3 protein-coding genes and 1 pseudogene are annotated in these 14,232 nt (G+C 59.2%); 3 read left to right on the top strand and 1 reads right to left on the bottom strand.

Annotated elements, in window-relative coordinates; all coding sequences use genetic code 11:
- Positions 1-32: 32 nt before the first annotated feature.
- Positions 33-10,721 (bottom strand): annotated as a pseudogene (locus ACTG1K_RS12250) (retention module-containing protein).
- A gap of 726 nt (positions 10,722-11,447) precedes the next feature.
- Between ACTG1K_RS12250 and nrfA the strand changes: the two are divergent.
- Genes nrfA through nrfC form a run of 3 tightly spaced genes read left to right on the top strand, consistent with a single transcriptional unit; the run spans position 11,448 to position 14,217 of the window.
- Entirely contained in the window at positions 11,448-12,887 is a 1,440-nt protein-coding gene (gene nrfA, locus ACTG1K_RS12245; protein WP_423243608.1) for an ammonia-forming nitrite reductase cytochrome c552 subunit, read from the top strand.
- 53 nt (positions 12,888-12,940) lie between these two features.
- Complete coding sequence (gene nrfB / locus ACTG1K_RS12240; RefSeq protein ID WP_047439514.1) at positions 12,941-13,540, top strand: cytochrome c nitrite reductase pentaheme subunit; 600 nt, start codon at positions 12,941-12,943, stop codon at positions 13,538-13,540.
- The gene (gene nrfC / locus ACTG1K_RS12235; RefSeq protein ID WP_047439516.1) at positions 13,537-14,217 is read left to right on the top strand and encodes a cytochrome c nitrite reductase Fe-S protein; all 681 of its coding nucleotides are present in this window, start codon (positions 13,537-13,539) and stop codon (positions 14,215-14,217) included. Before nrfB ends, nrfC begins: the two co-directional genes overlap by 4 nt.
- The last annotated feature ends 15 nt before the right edge of the window (positions 14,218-14,232 follow it).

Below are 14,232 nucleotides of genomic sequence, written 5' to 3'. Positions count from 1 at the left end.
CTTCTTTTTTACTTTACGCTTCACACACGCTATCAGGGGTGCTGGATGATCAGGCTATGCTGATCTTCCAGCATGCTCTGCAGGATATCGTGGGACGAGGTGCTGGTGAGATTCCAGCTGGTCAAATCCACATCCTTCAGGGTGATCTGCTGGGTCACATGACCATCCCCGGCTGGCGCCACCGAGAGGTTAACATCGCTCAGGCCATTGCTCCCCGTGGTCACCGAGGCTGAGAGATGCTTGAGCAGATCATCGACACCATTGCCAGTGACCCCTTGCAGCATATCAGCCAGATCGATCTTGTCCCCTTGCTCCGGATGGAAGTCGGTGATGGTATCGATGGCGGGCTGCCCCTGACTCCCCTCATCCCCGTGCTGCCAGACGAAGAGATCGCTGCCAGCCCCGCTGGTGAGGATGTCGTTGCCATGCCCCCCCAATAGACGGTCATCGCCGGAGGAACCAAACAGCCAATCCCCCTGATCGGAACCGACCAGCTCATGACCACTCTGGCCGTGCACCGTAATGGTCTCAAGGGGCGTGCTGACGGTTGAGCCGCCGACACTCGACTCGGCACTGATCCCCAGCACATGATCACCGTCGCCGAAACCGCTGAAGTAGAGCGGAACCGAGTGATCGGCCGGGATCAACCAGTCGCCATTGCCATCGGCATGACCGACGCTCTGACCATGCTCATCCTGCACCTGAGCACCATTCAGGCCGCTGATGCGGATGGAGAGCTCGCCGGTGGCCGGATTGACCACGCTGGCGTTGATGCCAAGGGGGATAACGGCCCCCTGCAAGGCATGGAACGCATGCTGATCCACCGTCAGACCCGGCATATCCGGCTCGGGAGTGACAGTGATGGTCACCTGATCGGTGTCGCTCAGAGAACCGCCCGCACCGCTGTTGCCCTGATCGGAGGTAGTGACGGTAAGGGTATCTTCTCCCCAGAAATCTTTGGCCGGTTGATAGTGCAGGTTACTTGCCAGCAACTGGTTGAGATCGGCCAGCGACCCCACCAGGGTGATCTCGCTGGTACCCGCCCCCTGCACCATCACGGCACCGGTTGCGCCCAGCAGGGTCAGCACACCATGCTCGACCCGCAGCACCATGGAGACTGGTGCACTGCCTGCATCCACATCCTTCACGCTGACACCGGATAGCGACAGGGAGCCATCCTCCTTCACCGTCATGCTGCCAGGCAGCTGATTGACCGGGGCATCGTTGACCGGCTGCACCTCGATAGGCAGCACATCGGTATCGCTGAGTGCCCCGCCACTACCCGTGTTCCCCTGATCGTTGGTGACCATGGTCAGGGCGTCATTGCCGTAGAAATCACTGTTGCCCTGATAGGTGACCCCACCAGAGAGCAAGGCATTGAGATCGGCCAGCGTGCCGGTCAGCACCAGCGAACCGGTGCCGTTGCCGACCACTGTCACGCCGCTGCCAGCAGGCAGCGTCAGGGTGCCATGCTCCACCGACAGGGTGATCTTGATGGGGCTGTTGCCCGCATCCACATCTTTCACCTGCAAACCGTGGATGACGAAAGGCTGATCTTCCTGCGCGACCTGAGGGGTCGTTGGCAATACGTTGATTGGCGCATCGTTGACCGGGCTTACATCCACATGGATGGTGCCATTGACCTCGGGGCCGAGGGCGCCGTTGTCGAGGCTCTGGGCGGTGATCTTGAGATCCAGTGCACCGTTGGCATCATTGGTCACCAGCTCGACAGCACCCAGCTTGCCACCCTCGGTAGTGACCTGCCAGCGACCGCCACCCAGATCAACAACCGTCCCCGCCACGCCGTTTGGCAAGCGGATCTCGGCACCATCAGGCACCCCTTCGATGGTGACCCGCACCTGCTCGGGCTTGTTCTCATGCACATTACCCGCACTGCCGCCGGTTGGCTGGGTATCCCGGGTCTCCAGCCCCAGATCAAGAGTAATCACATCCCCTTCGGTACCGCTTGCCTGACCCTGAATGTCAGCGATAAGGGCATCCCCCACCGGATTGACGGTGACGGTAAAGCTGCCACTGGTTTCGAGCGGAATGGTGAGCCCCTTGTCGAGGGTAAAGGCGCTCAGCGACAGCTCCACGGTGCCGCTGAAATCAGCTGGCGGGATCAGGGTCAGCTTGGAGAAATCGGTCCCCACCGGGATCTGCCAGACGCCGCCACCATTGTTGACCGCCGGAGCCGACAGGGTGAAGCCATCCGGTACCCCCTTGATCTGCAGCGCGACGATCTGCTCCGAGCCATCATTGTCGATAAGGGTGCGCCAAATCCGGCAAGGTTGACCGTGCCATCCTCGCTCCCGGTAACGCTATGCACCGAGAGCTGAGCCGGATCGTTGACCGGTCTCACCTCAAAGCCGACCTGGCCGCTCCAGCTGCCGCTGTCAGTCACCTGTTGGCCGCCGACCAGCGCGGTATCGACGATATCGACCTTGATGTCGAGCGGTACCTGACCGCTGAAATGCTCTTTGGGCACAAACACCAAGTCCTTGAGCGCCGCCACGTCGTTGACCACCAGAGTGTTGACCGGCTGGCCGCTGCCATCGAGGAAGTAACCATATTTGGCATCCACCGTGATGGTGACCCGCTCCACGGTTTCGAGGCCGCCACCCGCGATGGAGGGGCTGATATCGGCCAGTTTCACCGAGAGATCGAGGTGGATCTCGCTATCTTCCAGATTGTCAGGCTGTCCGTCATGGTTGGTGTCCTGCACGGTCAGTGTCAGTTCCGGATGCTCGCCACGGCCACTATTCACATCGACCACGGGGGCCACATCGACCCGTACCGTGCTGCTGTCGACCTTGATGTCGCCACTGGCGGTATCGGTATTCACCACCTTCACCTCGATATTGAGCGAGCCGGCAAAGTCTTGCGGCAAGCCGAGGGTCAACCCTTCCAGGCCCGCCAGTGACGGCGGCACCTTGATGACGTACTCACCGGTCGAGATGTTGTACTCGGCCCCGCTGATAGTGACGCCCGCTGGCAGCCCCTTGAGGACAATGGTCACCTCGTCGCTCGCCTGGTCGGCGGCGCCGATATGGATCACGCCTTTGAGCTGCTGACCAAAATCAACCCGGATATCCTCCTTGCCCACCAGCACGGCGTTGTCGTCGATATCGACAGTCGCCGCCGGCGTCTTGGGCGTCACTGGCTTGTTTTCAAATTCGGCACTGGTTTCCAGGCTCACTTTGACATGGGCGCTGGCATCGCCATCATCGCCCCGGTCGATAACCATGGCATCGATGCGGATCGGTTCGACCTTGCCGACAAACCCGTCCGGCGCATGCAGCTTGAAGCTGCCGAGGTTGCCCGCCGGCACGATCCAGCTGCCGTTACCGTTGTTGATACCGCCAACCACCACGAACTGATCGCCTGCACCACCGTTCAACACCGGCTGGTTGATCACCAGATAGTCGATCTCCTCCACGCTCGAGGGATCGAGGTCGGTAAAGACGAAGCGTCCAGTCAGGTCTATATCAGCACCGCTCTGCCCCACGAGAGCTCCACCGCTCTGGGTCAGCACGCCATCGGGCTCCACCACGGCCTGGATATCGACATGCAGATTGCCATCGATCACCTTCTCGGCCACCGCGCCCGAATCCACATCATGCTGGGTCACGGTAACATGGCTCTGGATATTGGTATCCCGATCGCTATCCTCCGGCGCCTTCACCAGCAGCTGCCCCCCGTTGAGCAGGCTGTCGAGCTGGGCAGCAGTCAGGGTGACCTTGCCACTGACCACGGTCAGCTGGCTCTCGACACCGCCGACTCGCAGCCAGATCTGGTAGCCATCCTTCACCCCGGAGAGACTCAGCGCCGTCACCTTCTCGGCGCCGTCAGTAAGGGTCGGATGCCAGTCCAGCACGGTGAACTGATCTTCCAGGCCATGGCTGGTCTTGCTGTAGTCGGTGGCGTCAATTTCCGGTTCCACCTTGATATGCAGCGGCACATCGAAGCTCTTGTGATCACCATCGTTCTCGGTCACCACCACCTTGGCGATCAGGTTCAAATCCGCCGTGCTGTTATGGGGCGGCTGAATAAGCAGGTTGCCAAAATCGGAGACATCGACCTGATAGGTCGGCTTGCCATGGGCGTCGAGTCCGGCAAAGGTGAGGGTCAGCTCCTTGCCATTGGCATCAAAGACCCGAGCACCTTCCGGCAGCCCTTGCAGCACCACGTTGAGGCTCTCGGAAGTATCGTGCGGGGTATCGACCCACTCGCCCGAGGTGAGGGTAAAGTTGAGCGGTGCCCGTCCATCCTCACCCACTGTGGTGGCATAGCCTGTCCCTTCGGCCTCCCAGCCGGTATTGCCAAGCTCGAAGTGAGGCTGATCCACCACCCCCACCAGATCCACATGAAGGGTCTGGGAGCCCGTCTCCTTTTCGTTCACCACGGTATGGGTCTGGCCACTGGCATCGGTCAAGGTCGCCGTGTCTTTCACCACCCCCTTGATGGTCAGATCGAAATCGACGTTGCTGTTTTTCGGCGGTTGCAGCTTGAGTTCGCCAATCCGATCAAAAGGAACCTCATAGTAACCGGCTATGTTCTGTGCAACGGCGGAACCACCCAGCAACAAGGTTGCACCGTCAGGCAGACCACTGATGCGGACAAACATCTGCTCGGAGCCATCGAGTTTGTCACCCAGATGAGCAAGGGAGATCTTGCTGCCCAGATCGAGCAGGGTGTCTTCCTTGCCCTGAATGTCACGCACGGTGAGCTTGGCGTCATCGGCCACCGGATTGACGTTGATCACCAGATCAATTTTGTCTCCCTGCGCCGTACCCTGCCCCTGAGCGATCGGGTTCTTCTCGGTGCTGATCGGCGTCACCGACAGCTTGATGTCACCACTGAAATCCTTGCCCGGAACCACAGTCACCTTGTTGATGTTGCCGGCCGAAACTGTGTAGATGCCACTGCTATTTGGCTTGAGCTCGACTCCGTTGAGCATCAGGGTTCCCTTGCCCGCTTCCAGCTTGATCTGATAGGTCAACGTCTCGGATCTGTCTGTATCAGTCAGGCTCGCCTTGACGTCCAGCTTGATACCCGTGCTGTCTTCATTGGTGTCATAGTGGCGAGTGGTGTTGGCTGTGTCCCACAACGGCTTGTCGGCCACGCCGCGCACTGTCACAGCCAGATCGCCCGTTACAGCCGCAGGTGCTGCCCCTTCGGTGACACCGACCTGCAGTTGCACCTGGAAGTGCAGCGGCTGACCGCCAATGCTCCAGCTCGACCAGTTGCTTGAAGGCACAAAGGTCACCCCCTGAGTGGTGTAGTGAACATTATCACTGGTCACCATGGCCGCTGGCGGCACGATAAACCACTTGCCATCAGCCGTGGTGGTGAGGGCAACGCCGTTGTAATAGAAGGTGCCATGGGCATTGGCTGGCGCCTGGATAAGCAACTGATCCACATGCTCACCGCGATCGAAATCGCCAATATCGAGCTGCATGTTGATAGGGATACCCAGCCTCGGGTCTTGCGCCCCCTGATCTTCGTTACCAATGGCTGTGCTAACGGTAAAGCGCACCGCTTCATCCTGCAGATTGAGGGTCAGTGTGCTGTCTGCACGATCGCCATCGCCATCGACCAGATGGGCTGTCACCACCTGACTGAGCTGACTTGCATCGTGATTGAAACCGGCCGCAGGCTTGAAGGAGTAGGACCCATCGGCAGAGATGGTCAGGGTTCCCATAACCTGCTTGCCATCGGGGCTCAGCACATCTTGTATCAAAGAGCCATTGATGGCGTACGTCAGGCCATTGATGGTAATCGACTCGACGCGGGCACCATCCGCACCTTCATTGGCAGTAGGCAGCAGATCGCCGGTCACGGTACTGCTCCCCTCGCTCAGGGTATGTGCCAGCACAGTGCCGATAGGCATGTCATCTTGTACCGTCACGGTCACACTGACGTTCGGACTGCGATCGCCATCATGATCGGTGACAAACAGCGGCACTTCGATGGTCAACTCATCCTTGCCCTGTGCACCGTGATCAAGCTGGCCTACCAGATGGACGCTGTAACTGCCGTTAACATCGAGGTGGACCCAGAAAACGGGTTTGCCCCCCTCGGCCGTAGCCAGATACCAGCCGGTGCTGTGTGCCGCCAGCGTAACCGCTTTGCCACCCGACGTGAGATGATTGGCCTGATTGAATGCAGCCACATCCAGCTCAAGGGAGGCAACCCGATCCGAACCGGCAGTGATGGTCACCTTGCCACTATCGGTTTCTCCACTCTCTGCTGGTGTGGTCCCCGGATGCTGACCGTTCACTGCATCGAGATCCGACTCCTCGACCCGAACCGGTTCAATGGCGGATATGATCGGGTTGATGCCATCAGTCACCGTGACAGTGGCGGTGCCCTGATTTTTACTGCCGTCGCTGTCGGTGACTTCGACCGGCAGATTCAGTTCCAGCTTGTTGTCTGCCCCGTGATCCAGGTTGGTATGCACCGTTACCTGATAACCGATCTCTGCGCTGGTGTGCGCGGCGATGTAGGCAGGGACGGTGGGGATGGAGACCGTCATCACTACCAGACCGCCACTGGTCACCGCCTGGAAGGTGTGACCATCGGTGCCAACCGCTTTCCAGGTCAGGGGTTCACCGTTATGGGTGATGGGCTTGCCGCTGGCATCCATGACCTGACCGGAGAGGGTCAGTCGCACATCAGTCACCGGATCCGAGTCAGCCTTGATGGTGATCTTGCCGCTCGTCTGCTGGTCATCAGTGGCAGAATTGGCGCCATCGAAGCGCCCTTCATTGAGGGTTACATCGGTCAGGGTGAGGGTTGGTTTCTCCCCTTCCCCAATCTGGATATTGAGGGTGCCGCTGGTGCTGTCGTTGTTGCCGCCCGCCTTGTCGTAGTCGTTGACGATCACCTTGATGGGCAGCTCGGTCACGGCGTTAGAGCCCTGATAAAGCCCCTGATAGAGGGTGACCTGATAGTCAAACCCGTTTTTGCCCGCCTGATCGAGGCTGCCAACCAGTTTGACCTCGAACACCTCGACCCGCTGGCCATCCACCATCACATAGCCCTTGAGCAGTTGGCTGCCGGGGATCAGCGGGTCACCATCCACCAGCTCGTACTGCACCGGTTTACCCAAGGCGGTCAGCACAGGTTGTTCGCTGCCATCGGCAAAGGCCACCTCGACCACCCGATCCGACCCGGCTTGCACATCGAAGTGACCGGTTTGACTCAGGCTGTTGCTGCCAGTGAGGTCCCCCTCATCCAGGGACACGCCTTTGCCCGGGATAAAGCTTGGGGCCTTGCCATCCGCGATGGTGAGCGGCAGCGTGGTACCGATGCGATCGCCATCCTTGTCGGCCAGGGTGACGGCAAGCGGCAGGTTGAGGGATTCACTCCCCTTGTGATCCAGCTCGCCGCTCAGGGTGACCTTGGCGGTGACGCTCCAGTTACCGTTGTTATCGACCAGGCTCAGCTCGGCGCGCAGCACCACCAGCCCACCGGCGGTTCCGACCAGTTGGCCGGTTGCGGGATCGACGGTGAAAGTAACCGGGTTGCCGTGGCTGGTGAGTCCGGTCAGGGTGCTCTGGATAGCGGCGATGTCAAAACCGAGAGAGTTAGGGTCAAGGGCATCGCTGCCGTGCGCGACCGAGAAACTCATGGTGCTGACCGCGGCTGCCTCACCTTGCGCCATCTCGGTGATGGTGGTGCCGGTCACGGCGGAGATGGTCGGATTGGCACCATCCCCCACCGCAACCGTAATGGTGGAGGAGACCCTGTCACCATCGCTGTCGAGCAAGGTAAAGCCTGCCTTGAGCAGGCTGTCGGCACTGCCCTGATCCAGCGGTTGATGGAGGGTAAAGCTGTATTTGCCATCGTTACCGAGGGTCAGCTCAAACACCAGCTTGCCATCTGGGGTGCGTCCCTCGATACGATGATCGGCCACCGCGATGGTCACGGCCTGCTTGCCCGAGGTGAACCCTTGCAGCCCCGGCTGATTGGCATCGAAAGTGATGCTGGCCAGCGGATCGCTGCCCGCAGTGATAGTCAGATCACCGTCAAGGGTCTGGTCTTGCTGCCAGTTGCTATCTTCGGTGAGCGTGAGGGAGACAGGATTAACCTGCGGCAAGGCACCATCGGTAATGGTGATATTGAGGGTGCCGAGATTGCTCTTGTCGCCGTCAAAATCTGAGCCCTGTACCTTCAGGCCAAGGTTGAGGCTGTTGGTCGCTTCCGGCTCGTCAACCCCCCCCGGTCAGAGAGACGTTGTATTTGCCATCCAGTCCGATGGTAACGGTGAGGATTGCCTTGCCCTGCCAATCCTTGACGATCAGCTGGTTGTCCTGAACCTCGTAAGTCGTCGCCTTGCCCTGGCTGGTAAGCCCCGCCAGCGCCGGTTGGTTAGCCTCAAAGTTGAGGGAGACCAGACGATCGCTGCCCACCGTCACCGGCAGCTGACCATCGATGCTCTGGTTGCCCCCCTCTTGCAGGGCGACCCCCTTGTCGATGCCCAATGCGGGATCACTGCCATCATTGACAGTCAACGTCAGGTTGGCACTGGTGCTGTCGCCATCGATCTCGTTGGCGCTAACCTGCAAACCGAGGGAAAGCGTGTCGCTGCCCTGATGATCGAGCGGGCCGGTGAGGGTGACCACTACCCGACCAGCCAGATCGCTGCCCTGCTGCTGCGCATTCAATTCGGCGCGCAGCACCTCCACCCGTTGGCCACTGCCATCCAGGTAGTAACCCACCAGGGTGCGATCATCGGCAAATTCAAAGGTCAGCGGATGACCATCGCTGGCAAGACCCGAGCCGTTGAGGGTAGTCAGGGTGCTGCTCTGATTGCTGAACACCAGCGAATCCACCAACAAAGGATCGACACCGTGTTTGACTACAAAGCGACTCTCACCCACTACGGCAGCACCGTTGATAAAGGCATCTTCGGTCAGGGTAATGGGCGGGAGATCAACGTCAAAGTTGGGCGGATTGCTGTCCACCAGATTGATCACCAGCGGCGCCTTCACCAAATCGCCGTCGCTGTCTCGATATTCGAGGTTGAACGGCAGGCGCAACACGTCCTGACCGTGATCCAGGCTTTGACTCCAGACGATGCGGTAACTTCCGTCATTGTTGAGGGTCAGGGTGAAGACAGTCGCCCCACCAGCACTGGCGGTCAGGGTCTGACCGTTGATGGTGTAGCCAAGAGGCGCGCCATGGCTGACGAGCCCCAGCCCTTCCAAGGCACTCTGATCAGCGGAGAACTGGACTTGCAGATTGCCATCCTGGCCAGCACCGGTATTTAGACTACCGGTCGCGGTGATCGGGCCACCGGCCAATCCGGCTTCGGAGAGCGTCAAGGTTTCGCTCTGACCGATCAGCGGCGCCCCATCGCTGGCGCTGTTGCCCGCCAGATCGGTGACACTGGCACGCACTTCAAAGGATTGATTGATACCGGAGAGATCAAGACTGCTCACCTGCCAGCGGCCATCGGCCCCCACCAGTGCCGAGGTGGTCAGCAGCGGCTGGCCATTGCTGTCAACAAGTGTGATGGTGACACTCTGACCCGCTTCCACATTGCTGGTGGAACCACTCAGGATGGCGCTGCTGTTGCCAAACAGGGCTGCGGAATCGAGATCATCGATATCGATAAAGGCCTGGGTATCGACATTGATAACAAGGGTATCGCTGGCGCGGTTGCCGGCAATATCCACGGAATTGACCTGAAACTGGTACTGGCCATCGGCCAGGGTCTGCGGCAGCTGATATTGCCAGTTACCGGCGGCATCCACCGTCAGGATGGTGAGCACGCTGCCGCCAAGGCTCAGGGTTACGGTGGCGCCGGGCTCCCCCTTCCCTTGCAGCAGCGGGGTATTGTCACGGGTCAGATCATCGGTCTGGCTGGCGCCGGTGTCGCTCTCATCGGCGAGATCGAGGGTAATGGTGGTGATGGTATCGAGCAGGGTCTGTCCGGTATCACTGGCGTTGTTGCCCGCCTGATCCTGGGTATTAGCCACAATCTGCAACGGGCCATCCACCAGCTTGCCGGTCACATCGCCAAAATTGGCTTCCCACACCAGGCCGGGCAGCACCACGGTCGTCACCGTCAGTGAATTTCCCGCCTGATCGATAAGGGTCACAGTGACCGGCTGGCCCACCTCCACATCATCCACCACACCACGAATGATGACGCCCGCCGCTTCATCGGCGTTGATAATGTTGTCGCTGGTTTGGGGTTCGGTGATGGTGATGGCGGCAAAGAAATCACGCTCTTCGGAAAACAGCAGCTCATCGCCCACAGATTGCACCGCATGATCGGTATCAAAACCGGCCTCGGCCAGGGTGGCATCATTGGTACGATCGACCACCACAAAACCACCCGAGCTGGAACCGGCAACACCACCTATATTGCCAGCGGCTGCGGCAGCGTTACCGGCGGCGGTCTCCTGGAACAATTCGGTCGGGTCAATACCCTGACGAATCGCCTCTTGCAATGAGGCCAGTTCCGGATCGGTCGGTTGTCCATCAGCAGCAGGCTCAGGTTTGGCGACCATATCTTGCTCACCAGCAGGATCACTGCCCGGCTCGGCTAGTTGAAAATGGCCCCCTTGGGCAGCTTGCAGGCGATCCCCCGGCTGCAATGCCATCCCCACTTTTGCTCGTATGACAGATCCATCTGCACTGATGACAAACACGGAGCCCTCGAGTTGGGAGATCACCGTGGACTTTTCAATTTGCAACTCAGCCATACAACCTCCAGCAAAACCTTAACCACCAACATCAGTACCTACAGGGTACTTGTCTGTTCAATAATCATACCGCACCAGACTAAGTGGGTCTTTTCGCTATTTTCGACAATGATTGCCATAAAATGGCCATAACTTACAAGATTGTGCATCTAACAGGCCTTTTTAAATGAAATGAGATTTGGATGACCCCAATCCCATCACCTTTATTAACAGGTCTATCAGACTCCATGTGACCATTTCTGTCGTTTGACGATAAATCCACTGCAGCTTCAATAAATGGATCATAATCCGAAGGTCAAAAGCTCACACCACAACACCGCAAATTTGCATATTCAGTCAATTATTAGCATAAGACATTGCCAGAATATGTGAACAATACGGCAGCAATCAGGATCAGCAGCAAAAAGTGCCAGTACGCAACTGTACCGTTCAAACTCCTGCCATCGAATGCTCGGCAGTTAACAAGAAGTTGAGTTTCCATAAAATTTAATCCAGATCTCATTTCAGCGATCAATCCTGTGCACCAATTGATCTGGCACAACTCTCCCTCCGATAAATCATCATTAAATTTACCTATTTGTTAGGGTAACCCTCGAGCAATCATATATTGCGCGGTTTTATTCACCCGCAAGCGAATGTCTGCCCACCCCGCCCGACGGGGGGAAGATCCACACCAAGATGGAACGGGTCAGACGAGACCAAAACATTTATCTGGGAGTGATAAACGTGGGTTCACAACACAGGCATATCAAACTGGGCCTCGCCGCCCTGCTGCTGACTACCAGCCTTGGCAGCAGCGGCTGGGCACAGGCAGCCGATGACACGCAACCCAAAGGCAAGATCGAGGCGCGCAGCGAGCTGTTCGCCAAGGATCACGCCGATCAGTTCACCAGCTGGCAAGCCACCAGCGAAAGCAAGGAACGCACCGATGCGCTGGCGGAAGATCCCAACATGGTGGTGCTGTGGGGCGGTTACCCCTTCGCCAAGGATTACAACAAGCCGCGCGGTCACTTCTATGCCCTGACCGATGTGCGCGAAACCCTGCGCACCGGCGCCCCGAAAACAGCCGAAGATGGCCCCCTGCCCATGGCCTGCTGGAGCTGCAAAGGCCCGGATGTGGCCCGCGTCATCGACGAGCAGGGTGAGGATGGCTACTTCAAAGGGATGTGGGCCAAGGGCGGCCCCGAGATCGTCAACACCATCGGCTGCGCCGACTGCCACGACACCGCCTCGAAGGAGTTCAAGGAGGGTAAACCGGCCCTGCACCTCTCCCGTCCCTATGCCGATCGGGCCATGACAGCCATCGGCAAGCCGTTCAAGGAGCAGGGGCGCTTTGATCAGCAGTCCCAGGTGTGCGGCCAGTGCCACGTGGAGTACTACTTCAGCGGCCCCACCAAGGCGGTCAAATTTCCCTGGGACAAGGGCACCACGGTGGAGCAGATGGAGGCCTATTACGATGAAATCGGCTTTGCCGACTGGACTCATGCCCTCTCCAAAACCCCCATGCTGAAAGCCCAGCACCCCGAGTACGAAACCTGGCGCGCCGGCATTCACGGCCAGAACAACGTCGCCTGTGTCGATTGCCACATGCCCAAGGTGCAGAACGAGCAGGGCAAGGTCTACACGGATCACAAAGTGGGGAACCCCTTCGATCGTTTCGAGCAGACCTGCCGCAACTGTCATACCCAGAGCAAGGAGATGCTGCAGGGGATCGTCAAGCAGCGCAAAGAGGCGGTAATCGAAACCAAGCTGAAGGTCGAGAAGCAGCTGGTACACGCCCACTTTGAAGCCAAGGCGGCCTGGGATGCCGGCGCCACCGAGGCTGAGATGAAGGATATTCTGCAGGACATCCGTCACGCCCAGTGGCGCTGGGACTACGCCATCGCATCCCACGGGGTGCAGATGCACGCCCCCGAAGTGGCCCTCAAGGTACTTGGCAGCGCGCTGGATAAAGCCGCTGACGCCCGCACCAAGCTGGCGCGCCTGTTGGCCAGCAAGGGGATCAGCCACGAGATCGCCATCCCCGACATCTCCACCAAGGAGAAAGCGCAAGCCGCCCTTGGCATGGATATGAAGCAGTTCAACAGCGACAAGGCCCAATTCCTCAAGACCACGGTCCCCGCCTGGGATGCCGAGGCCAAAGCAGCCGGACGGCTGGCACAGTAACGGCGCCTGCGGGTCCGGCGCCAAGTCGGGCCCTCAGCGGATGGAGGCTTCCTATGGGTGATTTAACGATGGATTTTTTACGACTGATGCTGATGGCAGCCATGCTGCTCACCAGCCTGCAGGGTCAGGCGGCCGAGCCGGCAGCAGCCCCTGTTCCAGCTACACATGAGGTGGAATTTTTACGCAATCCCGACAAGGCCTGCACCGACTGTCACAAGGAGCAGAGCGAAGGGATGCACGGCAAGCATGGTCAGGCGACCAATCCCAACAACCTTAAACCGGTGACCTGCACCAACTGCCACGGCCAGCCCTCCCCCCAGCACCGGGAAGGGGTCAAGGATGTGATGCGCTTCAGCCACAGCCTGAAGGATAAAGAGAGCATCAAGCTTTATCCCATCAGCGAGCAGAATGGAGTCTGCATGAGCTGCCACGAGCCTAAAGAGCTGCGCGAGGCGCTCTGGGCCCACGACGTGCACGCCACCAAGCTCACCTGCACCAGCTGTCACCAGTTGCATCCGGCCAAGGAGCCCATGGTGGCGATCCCGGAAAAATCCCGCATCAAGCTCTGCGTCGACTGTCACAGCAAGCAACATGAGGCCAGCAAGGCCCGGCAGGAGCAGTCCAAACCGGCTACCGGCAAGGAGGCATCATGAGCTGCTCTCGCCGTGACTTTATGGCGGGCATGGGCGCAGGGGCCCTTATCATGATGACGGGGCCGACTCGCACCCTTGCCACCCCCCTTGCCCACAGCCAGACCATAGACGGGGTCCGCTATGGCATGATCCACGATGAGACGGCCTGCATCGGCTGCACCGCTTGCATGGATGCCTGCCGGGAAGTGAACAAAGTGCCAGAAGGGGTCTCGCGCCTCGAGATCATCCGCTCAGGCCCCATCGGGGAATTTCCCGACGCCGAGTACCACTTCTTTCGCAAGTCCTGCCAGCACTGTGACAACGCCCCCTGCGTGCACGTCTGCCCGACCGGCGCCTCCCATATTCGCAAGGAGGATGGCATCGTCGATGTCGACGCGGATCTCTGCGTCGGCTGCATGTATTGCCTCGCCGCCTGCCCCTATCAGGTGCGCTTTATCAACCCGGTCACCCGAGTGGCGGACAAATGCGACTTTTGCCGCAAGACCAACCTGGCGGCGGGCAAGGAGCCGGCGTGCGTGGAATCCTGCCCCACCAAGGCGCTGGTGTTCGGCAATCTGGATGATCCGGACAGCCCCATCGCCCAACGGCTGGTGAAGGAGACCACCTATCGCTACAAGCAGGCGCTCGGCACCTCGCCCAAGATGTACCGCGTGCCCAAAGGGGAGATAAAGTCATGACGATGCAAGCGGCAT

It is taken from the genome of Aeromonas sp. 102P (assembly GCF_051920345.1).
GTDB classification, from domain to species: domain Bacteria; phylum Pseudomonadota; class Gammaproteobacteria; order Enterobacterales; family Aeromonadaceae; genus Aeromonas; species Aeromonas veronii.
The sequence above is the reverse complement of the archived record's forward strand: the minus strand, read 5'-3'. Positions and strand labels throughout refer to the sequence as shown.